The organism is Streptomyces pactum, assembly GCF_002005225.1.
Taxonomy (GTDB): domain Bacteria; phylum Actinomycetota; class Actinomycetes; order Streptomycetales; family Streptomycetaceae; genus Streptomyces; species Streptomyces pactum_A.
In genome coordinates this window covers 363816-382300 of record NZ_CP019724.1, presented here as the reverse complement: position 1 = coordinate 382300, position 18485 = coordinate 363816, and the positions used below count along the sequence as shown (strand labels likewise).

The window sequence follows — 18485 nt, the reverse complement described above, 5'->3', positions numbered from 1 at the left end:
CGGGGCCGGTCCCCGGCTGCGGCCTCCGCCGTACCGGGGTGCCCGGCACGGCGGACGCCCGCCTTGCGTCTATTGCCGCTCGTCGGCGCTCAGGTCCAGCCGCTGGTGGACCAGACGGGCGAAGTGGGTCAGGGTGCGTCCGGTGGCCAGGTCGGCCGGTCCGAGGCGGATGTCGAACAGATCCCGGGCCTGCACCAGGAACTGCATCCCCAGCAGCGAGTCCAGTCCGAAGTCGGTGACGTTGAGCGTGGGGTCGAGGTCGGCCGGGTCGGCCTGCAGGACACCGGCGAGGAGCTGGGTGATCGCGTCGGTGATCTTGTGCACCGCCTCGTCCGCCGGGAGGTCCGCCAGCGCGTTCAGAAGCTCGTTGCGGGCGTCCGGGGATGCCGCGGAGGAGGCCGGAGCCAGCGGGGCGAACCGGGGGGTGGCCAGGGCATGCAGCAGATGGCGTGCGGTCCCCCAGCGGTAGCGGCCCGCACCGGCGACATCGGTGCCGGCGGCCAAGAGGTGGTCGGCGGTGGTCAGGACCTCGGCGGGGGTGAGCAGTTCGAGGCCGCGTCCGGCCATGGCGGCCTCCATGCCGCTGCGGGCGACGTAGCCGGTTTCGCCGATCGGCCCCCAGGCCAGTGCCGTACCCGTCCGGCCGGTGCCGCGCCGGGCCCGGGTGAGGGCCTCCAGGTAGGCGTTGGCCGCCGCGTAGGCGGACTGTCCCGGGTTTCCGATACTGGCGGAGACGGACGAGTACGTGAGGAACAGGTCCAGGTCGCGGTCGGCGGTGAGGCGGTCCAGCAGGGCCGCGCCCGCCGCCTTGGGCGCCAGTACGGCGGCGAACCGGTCGTCGGTGAGGTCGGACAGCACCGTGTCGTCCATGTGCATCGCCGCGTGCACGATGCCCCTCAGGGGGTGACCGGTGGCGTCCACGGCGTCGATCACCTGGCGCAGCGCCGCTTCCTCGGTGACGTCGGCAGCGTGTGCGGTGGCCCGCACACCGCGGTCGGTGAGTTCTCGGAGCAGGGTGTGCGCGCCGGGGGCGTCGGGTCCGCCGCGGGAGAGCAGGGCCAGGTGCCGGGCCCCGCGGTCGGCCAGCAGGTGGGCGGTGGCGGCGCCGAGCCCGCTCAGTCCACCGGTGATCAGGTAGGTGCCCTCGCCGTCGAGACGGAGGGAGCCGAGTGCGGGTTCGACGGGGACGGGTTCGTCCAGGGGGTCGAAGGTGACGACGACCTTGCCGGTGTGCCGGGAGTGCTGCAGGAGGTGGAAGGCCTCGTCGACACGGGCGGCGGGATAGGCCGTGTGGGGCAGGGGCCGGTAGGTGCGGGAACCGATCGCCGCGTCGAAGTCCTCGACGAGCCGGGCTCGCAGGGCCGGGTCGTCCACGACGGCGTCGAGGTTGAAACCGATGAAGGTGAGACTGCGGTGGAAGGGGCGCAGCGTGATCGGATTGTTGAGGAAGACGTCCCTCTTGCCGAGCTCGACGAAGCGGCCGTTGGGGCGCAGCAGGCCGAGGCCCTGGGCGATGGCCTCGCCGCTGAGGGAGTTCACCACGACGTCCACGCCCTGACCATCGGTCAGCTCTCGCACCCGGGGGACGAAGTCCAGACTGCGGGAGTCGAGTACGTGCTCGACGCCGAGCGTGCGCAGCAGGTCCCGCTTGGTCTCCGTGCCGGCGGTGGCGATGACGCGGGCGCCCTGCCGGCGGGCGCACTGCAGGACGGCCAGACCCACCGCCCCGGCTCCGCCGTGGACGAGCACGGTCTCCCCGGCACCGAGACGGGCCTGGTGGACCAGGGTCTGGTGGACGGTCAGGAAGGCGACGGGGAAGGTCGCCGCCTCCGTGAAGCTCATCTCGTCGGGAACGCGGACGACGGCGAGGGCGGGGGTCGTCGCGTGCGAGGCGAGTGCGGCGGGCACGAGGCCGCAGACCCGGTCGCCGGGCTTCAGGTCCCGTACCCCCGCTCCCACGGCACGCACGACGCCGGCGCCGTCGGTGCCCAGTCCGCGGCCGAGCGGACTGTTCTCCACCGCTTCGGGCGGAAGCAGGCCGTTGGCCCGCATGGGGTCGCGGTAGTTCAGGGCCACGGCCCGCATCTCCAGTACCACCTCGCCCGGTCCGGGCTCGGGCTCCTGCGTCTGCCGCCAGACAAGCCGCCGGTGCAGGCCCGGGTCACGGGCTTCCAGGATGAACGGCGTGCCGGCGGGGACGCCCGGGGGCTCGTTCACCGGGTGCTGTACCTGCCGGGGCACGAACCTGCCCCGTGCGGTCAGAATGATCTCGTCCTCCCGAGCGCTCCGGTCGTCGTCACCGGGTGCGAGAAGTTCGCCGGCCAGGCGGCGGGCGTCGGTGTCGGCGTCACCGGTGCGGTGGCAGGACAGGCGGCACAGGAACAGGTCCGGGCGCTCGTTGGCGAGGGTGCGGCAGGCCGCCCAGACGGCCGCGTCCACCGGGTGCGCCGGCTGCTCCGGGGCCGGGAAGAGGCCGGTCGGGCGTGTGACGAGCCATACCTGAGGGCTGGTTCCGCCCTTCAGGCCGTCGCAGGCGGTGGCCAGGGAGCGCAGGAGGGCCGCGCGGCGGGTGGTCCGCGTGACGGTCTCGTGCGGGCCGGGTGCGGCGAGCAGCAGGACGACGCGCGGATCGGGGTCCGTGGGCAGGGCCGCACTCCAGGTGGCGGCCTCGTCGGGGGCGGTGATCACGGTGGCCTTCCCGAGGCGGGCGGCGAGAGCTCGCGCGGTCGCCGTCTCGGTGCCGTCCTCGACGGCGATCACCCAGGTGGTGCCCGGAACCGGCCGCGCCGTCCCGGTGGTGGCCACCGCCTGGCTGTGGTCCGCCGCGGCGAGGAGGACGGAGCGGTCCTCGGGCCCGGTCTGCGCCACACCGGAGAAGCCGCACCGGTGCAGCAGCGGTGTCCACCGGTCCCGGGCGAGAACGCGGGACACCGGACGCAGGGTGTGGTCCCCACGCTCCCAGAAGTCGTTCAGCGTGCCGTACAGCAGGGCCTGGAGCGGGGCGTGGTGCGGTTCGGTGGCCAGCAGGTGTCCGCCGGGGGCCAGCACGCCGTGCAGCCGGCGCAGGGTCGCGGCCAGGTCGGTGGTGGTGTGCAGGGCGTCCCCCGTCAGGACGAGGTCGTATCCGCCTCGGGGCAGACCCTGGTCGGCCGGGTCGGCGTCCGTGTTGAGAGTCCGGTAGTCGACGAAGTCGTGGGCCGCGAAGCGGTGCTCGGCGCGGGTGAGGGTACTGCCGGCGGGTGCGGTGCACGTGTAGCGGGTCCGGTCGGCCGGCAGCACGGGCAGGACCGCGGCCGCCAGGGCGGTGGTGGTCGCGCCGAACTCCAGGACGCGCAGCGGGCGGTCGGCGGGCCAGCGGGCGACGATGTCACCGAGCAGGGCCTGCACGGCTCGGTGGGCGAAGCGGTGGGCGGGGCCGGACTCGTGGAGTTGCTCGTAGGCGCTGTCCCCGGCCGGCAGAAGTTCACGTGCGTCGGCGTGTCCCCGCACCACGTCGGGCAGTCGGCGCAGGTGCCGGTTGAGGAGCAGTGTCTCGGCGCCGTAGGCGGGATGGTCCTCGACCAGGGCGCGCAGCAGGGCCTCGGCCTGCATCTGTGCGCCGGTGAGCTGCCAGGTCTCCCCTGTCGGCCGGGCGAGACCGTGCTCGGCCAGCAGGGGCAGCATCAGCCGGGCGAGCCGTCGGTGCCGGGGCTGGAGGCCCCCGGCCACCAGGTCGTCCATCGAGAACGGGGCCGCCGGGTCGGCGAGAAGACCGCGCAGCGTCCCGGCCCAGCAATGGGCGCCGGTCTGCTCGGCGGCCGCGGTGAACCGGGGGTGGCCGCTGTCGTCCAGGGCGGCGCGTGCGGCGGCGATGCGCGGCTCGGCCGCGGATGCCACCTCGATGGGCGTGGGGAGCGGGGAGGGCGGGGCGGCGGCCCCCGGGTGGGGGGCGGCCCTGAGGACGGTGCGCTGGACGGTCAGCGGGGTGTGTTCGGCCAGGTGTGCCCGGCGGGTGCGGCAGCCGTCGATCTCGACGGTCACCGTGCCGTCGGTGTCGGCGTAGGTGATGTCCCAGCACATCTCGTTGGCGCTGCGGCTGCGGCGGCGCAGATGTACGACACCGGTGGGCGCCGGGGTGCGCCACACGCGTACGGCTCCGAACACGGTCGGGAGGAACGCGGCGGATTCCCCCTGCGCCTCGGCGAGGGCCACGGTGGCCTGCAATGGTGCGTCGATCAGGACCGGATGGGCGGTGTAGGCGTCGGCGGGGTGCTCCAGCCGGTAGCTGACCAGTGCCTCGCCGTCGCCGGTGTCGACGCGGTCGATGAGCTGGAAGTCCGGCCCGCAGTGCAGACCGATGCCGTGGCACATGCGGTAGAAGCCCGTGCCGTCGACGCTCCGGTCGCAGCGGGCCCGGAGCGTGCCGACGTCGAGCGGGGCCGGTGCCGTACCGAGCAGGCTACGGACCTGTGCGCGTACCACGGGCAGGCACTCACCGCCGTGTTCCTCACGGACGCTGATGGTCACGGCGCCGTCGTCGAGGGCGACCGCGGTCTGCAGGGCGACCGGCGTCGGGTCCGGCCACCGCAGGGAGAGTGGACGGCCGATCTCCAGGTGCCGTACCTCGACCGGGCGGTCCATGGCGCGGCGACCGGCGCTCAGGGCCATCTCCACGTAGGCGGCGGCCGGCATGAGGACGTCGCTGCCGATCCTGTGGTCGCCCAGCCAGGGCACCAGTTGCGGCTCGACGGTGCCGTGCCACACGGGGTGCGGGGCGGGCATCCGTTCGCCCACCAGCGGATGGTCCAGCAGGCCGCTGCCGCTGGTGTGGGCGACCAGGTCCTGCGCGGTGCCGTGCCAGTGCCGTTCGTGCTGCCATGCGTAGGCGGGCAGGTCGGCCACCCGGCCGGGGCGGGGGAAGTGGTGCCGCCAGTCGGTCGCGGTGTCGGCGGCGAGTGCGGCGGCGACGGCCGCCGCGGTCTCGCGCAGGCCGTCCCCGTCGCGGTGCAGGGTGGTGACGCAGAGGGCGCCGGTGTGGCGCAGGTAGGGGCGCAGCACCGGGTGCGGTCCGATCTCGACCAGGACGCCGGCGTGCTCGGTGGCGAGGTGGGCGGCGGCCTCGGCGAACCGTACGGGTTCACGGACGTTGCGCCACCAGTACGCGGCGTCGAGTTCGGGCCCGTCCAGCGGGGTGCCGGTGACGGTGGAGACGAACGGGACGCGGGCCGGGGCGGGTTCGAGTCCGTCGAGGGCGTCGAGCAGCGGCTTCCTGATGGGGTCCATGGCCCGGCTGTGGAAGGCGTAGTCGAGGTCCAGTTCGCGGAAGAAGACGCCGCGGCCGGTCATTTCGGCTCCCCAGGCCGCGAGCGCGTCGGCGTCCCCGGCGACGGTCACGTCCCGGTCGCTGTTGATCCCCGCGATCTCCAGCGCGCCGTCGTGGCGGAGCAGTTCCTCGCGTGCCTCGGCCTCGGGCAGGCCGACGGCGGCCATCCGGCCCCGGCCCGCCGTGGCACCCTGGGCGCGGCTGCGTTCGGCGATCACCAACGCGGCCTGGTCCAGGGTGAGGACCCCGGCGGCGAGGGCGGCGGCGACCTCGCCGACGCTGTGTCCGGTCACCGCCCGCGGGCGCACCCCGTGCGAGGCCAGCAGCGCGGTGAGGCCCACCTGCACGGCGAAGAGGGCGGGCTGGGCCACCTCGGTGCGCTGCCATTTCCGGGGTGAGGGGTGGGCCAGTTCCTTGGCCACCGACCAGCCCAGGTGGGGTGCGAGGGCCGCGTCGGCGTCCTGGACGGCCCTTCGGAAGACCGGTTCGCTCCGCAGCAGGTCGGCGGCCATGCCCGGCCACTGGGAGGCGTTGCCGGAGAACGCGAACGCGATCCCGTCCCGCTCGCCGGCGCGCACCATGGCCCCGTTCGCGGGCTCCGCGGCCGTCAGCCGGTCCAACTGCCGGGCGGCCTCTCGCGGGTCGGCGGCCAGTACGGCGGCACGGTGCGGGTGCGCTGTGCGCCGTACGGTGCTGGTGTGGGCCACGTCGTAGAAGTCCGCCGGCTCGGTGTTCCGCAGTCGCTCCGCCATACGGGCGATCATCCGCTTCAGCGCCTTGGCGGACCGGGCGGAGACGACGAGGGGCAGCGGGCGACCGTCCGGCACCGGGCCCGGCTCGGGCCGCCGGGCGGCGGGCGGCTGGACGACGACGGCGTGGGCGTTGGCTCCGCCGAATCCGAAGGCGCTCACTCCGACGGCCGCCCGCTGTCCCGGGGCCAGCGGTACGGGGTCGACGGCGGGGGCCAGTCCCAGGCCGTCGAAGTCGATGCGGGGGTTGAGGGGAAGGGCGTGCAGGGACGCCGGTACCAGCCGGTGGCGCAGGACCAGGATCGCCTTGAGCAGGCCGGCCATTCCGGCGGCGGGTTCCAGGTGGCCGATGTTCGTCTTCACCGAGCCGATCGGCAGCGGCCCGCGGTTGCGGCGCCGGCCCAGGGCCCGGCCGATGGCCTCGGCCTCCGCCGGGTCGCCGGCCTGGGTGCCGGTGCCGTGGGCCTCGACGTACACCAGGTCGTCCGCGTCGATCCCGGCCTCCGCGTAGACCGTGTGCAGCAGCGCCTCCTGGGTCTCGGCGCTGGGCACGATCATTCCGGTGCTGCGGCCGTCGGTGTTGTTGCCGGTGGCGGCCAGTACGGCGTGGACGCGGTCGCCGTCCGCCACCGCGTCCGCGAGGCGCTTGAGGACGAGCACTGCGCCGCCCTCCGCGCGGACGAACCCGTCGGCGTCGGCGGAGAACGCCGCGCAGCGTCCGCGCCGCGACAGCATGCCCGCGTAGGAGAATCCGGCGAAGGAGTAGGGGTTGGACAGCACGTTGACGCCGCCGACCAGGGCGACGCGGCCCGGGCCCTCGCGCAGGGTGCGGCAGGCCCGGTCCAGGGCGACCAGGGCGGAGGAGCAGGCCGTGTCCACGGCCATGCTCGGCCCGCGCAGGTCGAAGGCGTACGACATCCGGTTCGCCGTGATGGACAGGGTGGCGCCGGGCATGGTGTGCGGGCTGGTGTGGTCCTGCATCATCGACAGGTTCACGCCGTAACCGGGGTCGGAGACGCCCACGTACACGCAGGTGTCCGACCCGGCCAGTGACTCGGCGGGGATGGCGGCGTCGTCCAGTGCCTCGGCGGCCATCTCCAGCAGCAGCCGCTGTTGCGGGTCGGTGTGCCGGGCCTCCGCGGGGGACATGCCGAAGTAGGCGGCGTCGAACGAGGCGACGTCCTCGAGGAAACCGCCGGCGGCGGTGTAGCTGCGGCCAGGCCGCACGCCTCCCGGGTCGACGATCCGGTCGCGGGGCAGCCGGTCGGCGGGCATCTCGCCGACCACGTCGCGCCCGTCGCGCAACACGGCCCACAGGCCGTCCAGGTCGGTGATGCCTCCGGGAAGCCGGCACCCCACGCCCACCACCGCCACGGCCCGTTCAAGCTGCTGCATCGCCAAGTTCCCGCCCCTTCACGCCGATCACTGGCCTTCGTGCGGATTGAAGAGGATGAAGCGGGCGGCGAGTGGAAGGATTCGCTGCATAGCACCCGTTGTAGTGAATGTAACTACATATACGTCATACCGGTTCCGCAACGGCTACGGTGACCCGGTGCCCGAAGCCATCCGTGCCCGTATCGCCGCCGTCTCCGCTCATCTTCCGTCCCGGTACCGGACCTTGGACGAAACCCGCGCCAAGATCACCGAGACGGGGGGTTACTCCCCGCCGCCCGGTCTGCTGGAGGATCTCACCGGTGTGCGCGGGGTCCACGTCCACGAGGACGGCGAGGACTCCTCCGACCTCGCCGTGGCAGCCGCCCGCAGCGCGCTCGACGAAGCCGGTCTGAAGATCGGCGACGTGGACCTGCTGCTGTTCGCCTCGACCTCGCAGGACCTGATCGAACCCGCGACCGCCCACCTCGTGGCCACCAAACTGGGCGCCTCCTGCCCGGTGTTCGACGTCAAGAACGCCTGCAACAGCTTCCTCAACGGCATGGAGGTGGCCGCGTCGTTCATCGAGACCGGCCGCTACCGCACGGTCCTCATCGCCTGCGGTGAACCCTCCACCCTGGCCACCCGCTGGCACCTCCCCGACCGTGAGGACCTGCTCAGGGCACTGCCCGGCTACACAGCCTCCGACGCCGGTGCCGCGATGGTGCTCACCGCCGGCCCCGCGGGTGACGGCGATCCCGGCATCCTGTCCCTCCGGTTCGTCAGCAACTCTCCCGCCTGGGAGGCCTGCACGGTGGCCGGCGGCGGAAGCATGCACCACCTCTCCGTCCACGACGACCACACCACCCTGCGGCTGAACGGGGACCTGCGGCAGAGCGCGCTCGACGTGCTCCCCCGGATCCTGGACACCGCCGGGGACGAACTCCGGGCCGCGCAGGCCGGCACCTTCTCCTTCATCGCCTTCCACCAGATCGCCATGCCGCAGTACCGCGAGGTGATCGACACCTTCTCCCTGCCCGAGGACCGGTGCATGCCCGCGGTGGCCGAGCACGGGAACTGCGCGGCGGCCTCCCTGCCCTTGCAACTGGTCAAGGCGCGGGAGGCCGACCGCATCGAGAGCGGGGACCTGGTGGCGATGATCGGTCTGGCCAGTGGCTTCAGCTTCGGTCTGGCGCTCGTCCGGTGGTGACCGCACGAGCCGGACAGGCCCCGGCACCGGATCCCGCCGCACTGGAACGGCTGATGCCAGGCTACCCCGCACCCCGGCACTGGCGGCGGGTGCCGGTCACCGGCCAGCACTACCTCGACCTCGGCTCCGGCCGGCCCGTGCTGTTCCTGCACGGCAACCCGTCGTGGAGCTACGTCTGGCGCAAGCTGCTGCACCGGCTCGCCCCGCACGCCCGCTGTCTGGCCCCCGACCTGCCGGGCTTCGGGCTGTCCCGGCACCTGCGGCCGGCGGACGGGGTGCCCGACCCCTACGAGGCCCAGTTGGAAGGCCTGGACAGCCTCCACCGCCACCTGGTGCGGAACGAGGGCCTGCCCGAGCGGGGCTGGACGTTCGTCCTGCACGACTGGGGCGGCCCGCTCGGATGCGCCTGGGCGCTGCGCAACCCGGGCGTCGTGGCCCGGCTGGTCGTCTGCAACACCGTGGCCTTCCCCTTCCCGGACGGTTTCCGGCTGCCGTTCTACCTGCGCTGGATCCGTGATCACCGGCCTGTCGCCGCGTTCGTCCACGCCACCAACGCCTTCGCCCGCGTCGCCGTACGGGCCGGAGTCCACCGCCCGCTGCTCCCGGCCGAGCGGCGGGCCTACCTGCGGCCCTACGCCCGTCGCGCGGAGCGCCGGGCGGTCACCGACGCCGTGCGCGCGATTCCCCACGGCCCCGCGGACCCCGCGTGGCACCGGCTCGAACCCTCCGGCACCGGGGCCGGCCTGGGGGACCTGCCCCTGCTCGTCGGGTGGGGCATGCGCGATCCCGTGTTCACCCCGGACCTGCTTCAGGAGTGGGCGCGCCGGTGCCCGCAGGCCGTCATCCACCGCTTCCCCGGCGCCGGGCACTTCGTCATGGAGGACGCCGCGGCCGAACTGGGCGACCACATCCGTGACTTCCTCCAGGGAGCCCCATGACCACGACCGCCGCGGACATCGCCGGGCGTCTGGCCGAGCGGCCCGACGCCGTCGCCCTCGTCGAAAGCCGTAAGGGAACCTCTCGGACGACCCGCCGCGGCGAACTGGTGCGCCACTGCCGTCACATCGCCCAGGGCCTGCGCGACGCGGGGGTCCGGCCCGGCCACAAGGCCGTCGTGATGACCCGCGACGCCCACGACCTCACCGCCGTCTCGTACGCGCTGGTTCTGCTCGGCGCCGTACCCGTACTGATCGAACCGCGCGCCGAAGTGGGCCGCTGCCTTCAGGACATCACCCCGGACGTCTTCATCGGGGAGCCGCTGGCCCACCTGGGCCGCCGGGCGCTGGGGTGGGGCCGTCCCCACGTCCGGATCCCCCTGGTCACCGGATCCGCACCGCTCCCCATGGGACGGCGACTGGTCACCCGGGCGGCGGCCGACGGTACGTCGCACCCGCACGCGCGTGAGTCCGACGGCGACGGACCGGCCCTCATCGCCTTCACGTCCGGCTCCACGGGGCGGCCGAAGGGCGCTCAGTACCGCCACTCCACCCTCGCCGGTCAACTCGACGCCCTGACGACGCTGATGGACCCCCGGCCCGACGACGTACTCCTCGCCGGATTCCTGCCGGTCGCGCTGCTCGGTCCGCTGCTGGGCCTGGCCACCGTCGCCCCGGCGGTGAACCACCTGGCCCCGGCCCGCACCTCGCCGGAGGAAGTCGCCGGGCCCATTCGGGAACACCGGGCGACCATCGTCCTGGCCTCCCCAGCCGTCCTCACCCTGATCGCCCGTCACTGCGCCCGCCACGGCGTCACCCTGCCCTCGGTCCGGCAGATCCTGTCCTTCGGAGCCCCGCTGCGCATCGGTCTCGCCGACGCCCTGCGCGAGGCCGTGCCGGACGACGCCGAGATCCTCAGCGTGTACGGCGCCACGGAGTGCCTGCCCGTGTCCGCGATCGGTGACCACGACCTGCGGGCCTCGCGCACCGCGCCGCCCGCCGGGCACTCGGGCACCTGCCTGGGCCGGCCGATGCCCGGCATCCGCGCGCGGATCCTGGACGCCGACGCCACCGGGCTCGGCGAGATCGCCGTCACCGGCCCCACCGTCAGCCCCGCCTACCACGCGCGTCCCGACGCCGACGCCACCACCAAGAGCGACACCGACCACGGCGTGCTGCACCGCACCGGGGACCTGGGCCGGCTCGACGACGAGGGCCGACTGTGGTTCCTGGGCCGCAAGGCCCACCTGGTCACCGGCACCGGATTCACCCTGACCACCGAGGACATCGAGGCCGTGGCGGACACCGCCCCCGGCATCCGGCGCACCGCCCTCGTCGGTGTCGGCACGGCCGTGTGCCAACTGCCCGTGCTCTGCGTGGAACCCCTGCCCTCCACCCCCCGCGCCTCCGCCCTGGAGGCTGTTCGCGCCGTTCTGAAGGACCACCCGGACGGGCACCGCGTCGGCGCCGTGCTGATCCGTACCGCCTTCCCCACCGACCCCCGGCACAACTCCAAGATCGACCGCATGCGACTGGCCGGCTGGGCCGCCAAGCGGCTGCGCGGGAGGATTCGATGAAGGTACTGGTCACCGGAGGAAGCGGCTTCCTGGGTCTGGAGATCTGCCGTCAACTGAGCGCACGCGGTGCCGTCACCTCCTCCCTCAGCCGTCGCCCGAGCAGCGCGCTGCAACGGCTGGGTGTCCACCAGCACCTGGGCGACCTCGCCGATGCCGCCGCGGTCTCCCGTGCCGTCGCCGGGTGCGACGCCGTCATCCACAACGCCGCCCTGGCCGGAGTCAGCGGCCCGCCGCGGCCCTACTGGGCCACCAATGTCGTCGGCACCCGCCATGTGATCGAGCAGTGCCGCGCCCACGGCGTGCGCACGCTCCTCTACACCTCGACCGCCAGTGTCGTCTTCCGGCCCGGCGGCCTGGAGGGTGTCACCGAGAGCCTGCCCGTCGCTCCCCGTCACCTGGCCGCCTACCCCGCCACCAAGGCCCGCGCCGAGGCCCTGGTGCTGGCGGCCCACGGCCCGGAGCTGGCCACCGTCTCGCTGCGCCCGCACATCGTCTGGGGGCCCGGCGACCCCCATTTCGCCCCCGCTCTCGCGCGCGCCGTGCGGGCCGGCCGCCTGCTGATGCCCGGTGACGGCGGCAACCTCGTCGACACCACCCATGTCCGTACCGCCGCCCACGCCCATCTGCTCGCCCTGGACAGCCTGCGGCAGTCGCCGAAGACGGCGGGCGGCCGCGCCTACTTCATCGGTCAGGGCGACCCGCGTCCGCTGCGCGAGATCACCCGGCACTTCCTGCGGGCCGCAGGCATCGACGCCCGCTGGTGCGCCGTACCGCCCCGACTCGCCACCGCCGGGGCCGCGGTCGGCGACACGCTCCTGCGCGCGGCACGCAGCACCCGCACCCACGCCCTGAGCCGCTTCCTGGTCGCGGAGCTGCTGCATCCGCACTACTTCGACCTCACCGCGGCCCGCCGCGACCTGGACTTCGCACCGCCGGTCGGATTCGACGCCGGTGTCGCGGAGCTCACCCTTGCCACCCCGAACGACAGCGAGGAGACACCGTGCCGGACACCTACGACACCCTCCGCTCCATCCTGAACAGCGCCTTCCGCGTCCCCGAGGAGGAGATCCGGCCCGAGCTCACGCTGGAGCAACTGGACCTGGACTCGCTGGCCCTGACGGAGCTGGTGCTCATCGTGCACGAGCGGTTCGGGGTGAAGATCGACAGCGCGTACGCCTCCCGGACCACGACCGTCGAGCAGGTCGCCGACCACCTCGACACGTTGCGCGCGGATGGCACCGGGGCGGTGGCCTCCTCGTGACCGAGCCCGTCGCCGTCACCGGCCTCGGCCTGATCACCCCCGCCGGGGAGAACACCGGTGCCACCTGGGACACGGTCCGTCGCGGTGCGGGCACCACGGCCGCGCACGATCCGGCGCTGGCCGGCCTTCCCGTGGACTTCTCCTGCCGCGTCCCGCTGTGCCGCGACGACCTGGACCGGCGCGTCGGCCGCACCGCCTGGCGCATGTCGCACAACGCCGTGCTGGCGGTGCTCGCCGCCCGTGAGGCGGTGCACGACGCCGGCCTCGATGCCCGGACGTGGGACGGCGACCGGGTCGCCGTCGTCATCGGCTGCGGGCTGGGAGCGGACGCGGTGCGCGAGGAGCAGGCCAGACGGCTGACGGAACGGGGCGCAGACATGGCCTCCGCGCTCACCATCCCCCAGATCATCCCGAACATGGCGGCCGGGGAGGTCTCCATCGACCTCGGGGCCCGCGGCCCCGGCCTCGCCCCGGCCACCGCCTGCGCCTCCGGCGCCACCGCCGTCGCCCGTGACCTCCTCACCGCCGGCCGGTGCGATGTCGCAGTGGCCGGGGCCACCGAGGCCGCCGTCACCCCGCTGGCCATCGCGGGCTTCTGGCGCGCCGGGGCGCTGTCCCGGCGCACCGACGCGGTCACCGGCGCGTCCCGGCCCTTCGCCGCCGACCGTGACGGCTTCCTCATGGCGGAAGGCGCCGGCGTCCTCGTACTGGAGCGGAGCGCGGACGCGGCCGCCCGTGGTGCCCGCGTCCGCGCCCTGCTGGTGGGCTGCGGCAGCACCTCGGACGCCCACCACCCCACCGCGCCCGCCCCGGACGGCCGGGGCGCGGAGGAGGCCCTGCGCACCGCCTTGGCGGACGCGGGTCCGGCTCCGCGGGACGTCGACCACGTGAACGCCCACGGCACCTCCACACCGGCCAACGACGCCGCCGAGTCGGCCCTGACCGCCCGGGTGCTGCCGCACCGCCCCAGTGTCACCGCGCCCAAGGGCGTGCTGGGCCACAGCCTGGGCGCGGCGGGCGCCGTGGAGGCCGCGCTGACCGTGCTGACCCTCCAGCACGGCACGGTGCCCCCCGGTCGCGAACCTGGACTCCCCGGCTGCGGGGTTCGACATCGACTGCGTCACCAAGGAGCCCCGCCGCCAGGACGTCCGTATCGCCGTCAGCCACTCCTTCGGCTTCGGCGGACACAACGTCGTCCTTGCCCTGGCCAGGACCTCCTGACCGGCTCGGCGGCCGGCCAGGAGAGGCTGGGCGGCGCGGGGGAACGACGGGCCCGCGTCGGTTCAGCGGGAGTGCACCGGCCCTGAATCCTCGGCGGACTCCTCCGCAGGCACGGTGCGCGCTGGGGGCGCGGATGGCGGGGACCGGTCCTGCCGCAGCGATCGAGGAACCGCGGCAGGGGCTCTATCGGGCGCAGGGCCTGGGGGCAGACCAGCGATTCGTCCGGCAACGAGGGGGCCGGACTTGAGCTGCAGCCGGAGCTCCGCAAGCAGCGGCAAGGGGGACGGGAAGGTCACCTTCGGTGTGGCGCCCTGGTACCAGCCGTCCCGTTCCAGGCGTGCCCGGTTCGCCGCAGAAGTGCGGCGACCGGGTAGTAGGCCCGGCCTTGACGGCTTGTGCGTCAACCCGAAATCCGCATGGTGTGACCGCCAGGCGTCGACGTCGTTGGACGGCTCGAAGCCGATCAGCAGGAGATGCGCATGCACTCATTTGCACGAACGACGCTCGCCACCACGGCGATCAGCGTTGCTGCACTGGCCGCTACTGCGGGGTCCGCCCAGGCGGGCGGTATCGGAGCTGGGCTCGGGCCGTCCGAGGGCAGCACCTGCATCAACCACGGCGACAACCGCGCGACCGGCGCGGCGACGAACGCGACCGGCACCGCCACGGGCAACCTGATGCAGGTTCCGGCGTCGCGCCCGTACAACTGGTGCGGCGGCGCGGACCTTCCGATGATGTAGACGATCCGACGGGCTGGTCGTTCAGCGCCCAGACCCGAGCACCGTGAACACGGCGCAGCTCGACGAGATGGGCCCTACCGGCGCGCACCGGTAGGGCCCTCAACGCAGTGACCGGCTCGCGCCTGTCCCGTCGGTCAGACGGAGACGGGGGTGCCGAGCATCGCGGAAGCCCGCTGCATCGGGCTCTCGACGCGGGCGGGCGCGTCCTCGGGGAGTGCGCGGCAGGTGAAGCCGAGCCGAGCCATGGCCCGGAGGACTTCACCGCCGCTGAAATCGCGGCGGTCCTGGTGCGTGATGACCTGGCCGACCTGCTTGACGGGGTAGCGGCGTCGTCCGATGATCACGGACTCGCCGGTGACCGGTTCGGGCTTGACGCCCTTCATCGATTCCAGCACGCCGCTCTTGGTCAGGTCGAACGGGAAGCGGGCGATGACACAGCGCATGATGCCTCACAGGGGAGAAGGAGAGACGGGGCGGACCGCCGTGAGGCGGTTCAGCGGGAGAGGGTGAGGACGCCCAGCGCGTTGCCGTGTTCGTCGACCACGGGCAGCGCCCCGAGTCGCCGGTGCCGCATCGCACGCTCGGTTTCGGCCCTGGTGGCCAGCGGTGGGGCGAAGGGACCGATGACGTCGGCGATGTCACGCAGACGGGTCCGGTCCGTGTATCCGGAGCTGTCACGAACAGCCGTGAGCCGGGCCCGGGTGACCAGGCCGGTGCACAGGCCGTCGTCGTCGCAGACGATCAGATGACCGGTGCGGGCGGCGGCCATCACGGACAGTGCCACCTCGACGGTCATGTCTTCCCAGACCTGAGGTCCGGCGGCGTCCATGGTGTCGGCCACCATGCCGTGAACGGGATGGGCACTCGCCGTGCGGCTCTGCGTCTGGACCAGTGTCAAAGTGTGCCTCCTGCGGAGATGGGCCGGCTTCCTGATCACGACGGTTCTATGCCGCCGTACCGACGCCGGACTGCCGTACGGGCGCGCGTCGGGTCGCCGAAGCGGGGCGGCGCCGGCCGCGTGAGGTGGCGCCGCGCTTCTTGGGGCGTTCGACCACTGGTGCGGTGATGACGACCGGGATGCCGGAGGGGGCCTGGGCACCGGTGATGCGGTGCAGGGCCTCCGCACCGGCGCGGACCTGGGTGGTCTGCGGGACGACGCCGGCCATCGTCATGAGGCGGGTCATACCGCGGCGCTGACTGGGGGTGACCAGGGTGACGACGCTGCCGGACTCGCCGGCGCGGGCCGTGCGGCCGCCGCGGTGGAGGTAGTCCTTGTGGTCGGTCGGGGGGTCGACGTTGACGACGAGGTCGAGGCTGTCGACGTGGATGCCGCGCGCCGCGACGTTGGTCGCCACCAGTACCGTGACGTGCCCCGTCTTGAACTGCGTCAGCGTACGGGTGCGCTGCGGCTGCGACTTGCCCCCGTGCAGGGCGGCGGCGCGCACCCCGCTGTTCAGGAGGTGCTCGGTGAGGCGGTCGACGGCGTGCTTGGTGTCCAGGAACATGATCACCCGGCCCTCGCGTGCGGCGATCTCGGTGGTGGCCGCGTGCTTGTCGGCGCCGTGGACGTGCAGCACGTGGTGCTCCATCGTCGTGACCGCGCCGGCCGACGGATCGACGGAGTGCACGACCGGGTCGCTCAGGTAGCGGCGTACGAGCAGATCGACGTTGCGGTCGAGAGTGGCGGAGAACAGCATGCGCTGGCCGTCGGGACGCACCTGGTCGAGCAGCTCGGTGACCTGCGGCATGAAGCCCATGTCGGCCATCTGGTCCGCTTCGTCGAGGACGGTGACGCGGACCCGGTCCAGACGGCAGTCGCCGCGCTCGATGAGGTCCTTGAGGCGTCCGGGAGTGGCGACGACGATCTCCGCGCCGCCGCGCAGCGCGCTCGCCTGCCTGCCGATCGGCATTCCGCCGACGACCGTGGCCAGGCGCAGCCTCACCGACCGGGCGTACGGGGTGAGCGCGTCGGTGACCTGCTGCGCCAGCTCACGCGTCGGGACGAGGACCAGCCCCAGCGGCTGCCGGGCCTCGGCACGCTGCCCGGCCGTACGGGCCAGCAGGGCCAGTCCGAAGGCCAGGGTCTTGCCGGAACCGGTGCGCCCCCGGCCGAGGACGTCACGGCCGGCGAGGGAGTTCGGCAGCGTGGCGGCCTGGATCGGGAACGGCACGGTCACGCCCTGCGCGCCGAGCGCGGCCAGCAGCTCCGCGGGCATGTCGAGAGCGGCGAAGCTCTCCGCGGCGGGCAGTGCCGGGGTGATCGTCTCCGGGAGGGCGAACTCGCCCTGCGCCGCGGCGGGGCGGCGGCCGTAGCCGCCGGACCGGCTCGGGCCGCCGGACCGGCGAGGGGCCGACGAACCGAATCGGCTGCCACCCTTTCCGGAGTCGGCACTGCCGTTACGGCTGCGGGCGAAGCGGTCGTTCGTGCGTGTGCGGTTGTTCATGCGGAACCTTCCTCGATGCGGCACATATCAAGGAATTCCCGCAGCGATGAGCGGCACGGAGAATCGCAAGAATGGGCCGGTGGAACGCGGCAGCGGATCTGGCCGGAGAAAAACTCGTGAGGGCGCAGGTGCTGGAAAGAGTGGCGCGATGCGGAGGCGATATTCGGGCGCCCACGGAGATGGGCCGTGAAGGAATGCGTCCGCACCCGTGGTGGGCGATCCGTGTCCGGTGCGTCCACGGATTTACCGGTTCTCGCCCATGGCTTGGTTCGCGCGCATGGCTTGATTGTCGTCCATAGGCGGAACCACTGCGGGAAATGCGAGTAGCTGGGGCCCGCACCCCGAAGGATGCGGGCCCCAGCTACGAAGTGTGCGCCGGTGTCAGGCGAGAACGATGTTCTCGGCCGTCGGGCCCTTCTGGCCCTGCGCGATGTCGAAGTTCACCTTCTGGCCTTCGAGCAGCTCGCGGAAGCCCTGGGCGGCGATGTTCGAGTAGTGGGCGAACACGTCGGCGCCGCCACCGTCCTGCTCGATGAAGCCGAAGCCCTTTTCCGCATTGAACCACTTCACGGTACCAGCAGCCATGTCATTTCTCCTTTGGGGCAGTGCCTCGGGGCCCGCACTGCGCGGACCCCGTGTCGCCGCGATGATCACCCCGTCCGGAAAAAGACCGGATATGTAAAAGCGCTTCCAGCGGCAAGGAGCCGGCCGGAGGGCACTTGAAGTTTCGGGAACCACAACTGCAACTGAGATCGACAGTAGCACGTCGCAGCGGCCCGTGTACGGTGCGGAATCCCACTCCACTTATTGCCGCAGACAATCTGTCTGCGTGTTCCGTTTAAATCTCAGCTCGCGGGCACAGCTATTGATTCGGCCGGAGCGCAACGTTTCGGGAGCGTCTTCGGCATCGAAGTGACCCGGGCCCTGCGGGAGAAGGTCCCCGGCGTCCCGCGTCCGGCTCCCGTTCGTCCGTGCCTTGGTCGGGAAGTGTGACGCAGGTCATGCGCATCGTCCGAACCTGCGTCGGCGCAGCCCCGCCTTCTTCCGCGGCGAGGTGCTCACCCGGTCGACCCCCGCCCTGATCGCGGAGGACTGAGACACCGAGACGCGCCGTGCCGGACTTCGGGGCGTCGTATCCCCTGCTCCGGAGCAACACCGGCCGCGTCGAGGCGCCCCGGCGGGGCATCATCGCGTGGTTCGCCGAGCACGCACTCGTCTCGCACGCCCCGCCCCTGCCACCCGCGCCCGAGGGCGGGATCGAACGCGCCGATGCCCTCCTCCGCGAACGCCTCGGCTTCGCGCTTCCCTCCGAACTGCGGCAGTTGTGGCGCCTTTGGGGCGACGTGGAACACCTGCATGTCGAGGAGGACGCGCACCTGGGCGAGATCAGCTCCGGCGCGTTTCCTCCACGAGGCATCATCTTCAGCCCCGAGCAGACGCTGGGCCCCGGCTCCCCGCGCCGGGCGGCCACGGCACCTGGGGCGGCGCCCGCGTGGTGCCCTGGCTGACCGGCGACGAGGCCGGGCCGCTGCGGGGCCACGACGCCTCAAGGGCTCAGACGGAACCCGTCAGGGCTTCGCCGTCGTGCGGACGAGCGTCGCCTTCGTCGGGTCACAGCCGGCGAACCAGTTGTTGCCGGTCCACGTAGTAGCGTCCTGGTCGAGGATCCGGAACG

General features: G+C 73.1%; 12 protein-coding genes and 1 pseudogene. 8 read left to right on the top strand and 5 right to left on the bottom strand.

Annotated elements, in window-relative coordinates; genetic code table 11:
- Positions 1–69: 69 nt before the first annotated feature.
- Positions 70–7446: a type I polyketide synthase gene (locus B1H29_RS01560; protein ID WP_055421486.1), complete on the bottom strand. Its 7377-nt coding sequence runs from the start codon at positions 7444–7446 to the stop codon at positions 70–72.
- A 157-nt stretch (positions 7447–7603) separates the two neighbouring features.
- Between B1H29_RS01560 and B1H29_RS01555 the strand changes: the two genes are divergently transcribed.
- The 7 genes and pseudogenes from B1H29_RS01555 (at position 7604) to B1H29_RS01525 (ending at position 14366) form a co-directional block, all read left to right on the top strand.
- Positions 7604–8632 carry a 3-oxoacyl-ACP synthase III family protein gene (locus tag B1H29_RS01555; protein ID WP_055421487.1) on the top strand — a complete coding sequence of 343 codons (1029 nt, stop codon included), beginning with the start codon at positions 7604–7606 and terminating at the stop codon, positions 8630–8632.
- A gap of 53 nt (positions 8633–8685) precedes the next feature.
- Positions 8686–9570, top strand: coding sequence for an alpha/beta fold hydrolase (locus B1H29_RS01550; protein WP_234393175.1), 885 nt, complete (start codon positions 8686–8688; stop codon positions 9568–9570).
- Complete coding sequence (locus B1H29_RS01545; protein WP_055421489.1) at positions 9567–11144, top strand: AMP-binding protein; 1578 nt, start codon at positions 9567–9569, stop codon at positions 11142–11144. The genes B1H29_RS01550 and B1H29_RS01545 overlap by 4 nt, the downstream gene beginning before the upstream one ends.
- Positions 11141–12181: an NAD-dependent epimerase/dehydratase family protein gene (locus tag B1H29_RS01540; RefSeq protein WP_055421490.1), complete on the top strand. Its 1041-nt coding sequence runs from the start codon at positions 11141–11143 to the stop codon at positions 12179–12181. Before B1H29_RS01545 ends, B1H29_RS01540 begins: the two co-directional genes overlap by 4 nt.
- Entirely contained in the window at positions 12145–12405 is a 261-nt protein-coding gene (locus tag B1H29_RS01535) for an acyl carrier protein (protein ID WP_055421491.1), read from the top strand. Before B1H29_RS01540 ends, B1H29_RS01535 begins: the two co-directional genes overlap by 37 nt.
- Positions 12402–13626 (top strand): annotated as a pseudogene (locus B1H29_RS01530) (beta-ketoacyl-[acyl-carrier-protein] synthase family protein). Before B1H29_RS01535 ends, B1H29_RS01530 begins: the two are co-directional and overlap by 4 nt.
- 479 nt (positions 13627–14105) lie before the next feature.
- Complete coding sequence (locus B1H29_RS01525) at positions 14106–14366, top strand: chaplin family protein (protein ID WP_055421492.1); 261 nt, start codon at positions 14106–14108, stop codon at positions 14364–14366.
- 134 nt (positions 14367–14500) lie between these two features.
- Here B1H29_RS01525 and B1H29_RS01520 read toward each other — a convergent pair whose 3' ends face one another.
- The 4 genes from B1H29_RS01520 to B1H29_RS01505 form a co-directional block, all read right to left on the bottom strand.
- Entirely contained in the window at positions 14501–14809 is a 309-nt protein-coding gene (locus B1H29_RS01520; protein ID WP_055421493.1) for an SCO5918 family protein, read from the bottom strand.
- A 50-nt stretch (positions 14810–14859) separates the two neighbouring features.
- Positions 14860–15264, bottom strand: coding sequence for a CBS domain-containing protein (locus B1H29_RS01515; RefSeq protein ID WP_055421494.1), 405 nt, complete (start codon positions 15262–15264; stop codon positions 14860–14862).
- A 46-nt stretch (positions 15265–15310) separates the two neighbouring features.
- Positions 15311–16810 (bottom strand): DEAD/DEAH box helicase, encoded by a 1500-nt coding sequence (locus tag B1H29_RS01510; protein ID WP_055421495.1) that lies wholly within the window; start codon positions 16808–16810, stop codon positions 15311–15313.
- A 381-nt stretch (positions 16811–17191) separates the two neighbouring features.
- Positions 17192–17395 (bottom strand): cold-shock protein, encoded by a 204-nt coding sequence (locus tag B1H29_RS01505; protein ID WP_030817331.1) that lies wholly within the window; start codon positions 17393–17395, stop codon positions 17192–17194.
- 527 nt (positions 17396–17922) lie between these two features.
- On the opposite strand from B1H29_RS01505, the gene B1H29_RS01500 reads away from it, so the two are divergent.
- Entirely contained in the window at positions 17923–18318 is a 396-nt protein-coding gene (locus B1H29_RS01500) for a hypothetical protein (RefSeq protein ID WP_055421496.1), read from the top strand.
- Positions 18319–18485: the final 167 nt, after the last annotated feature.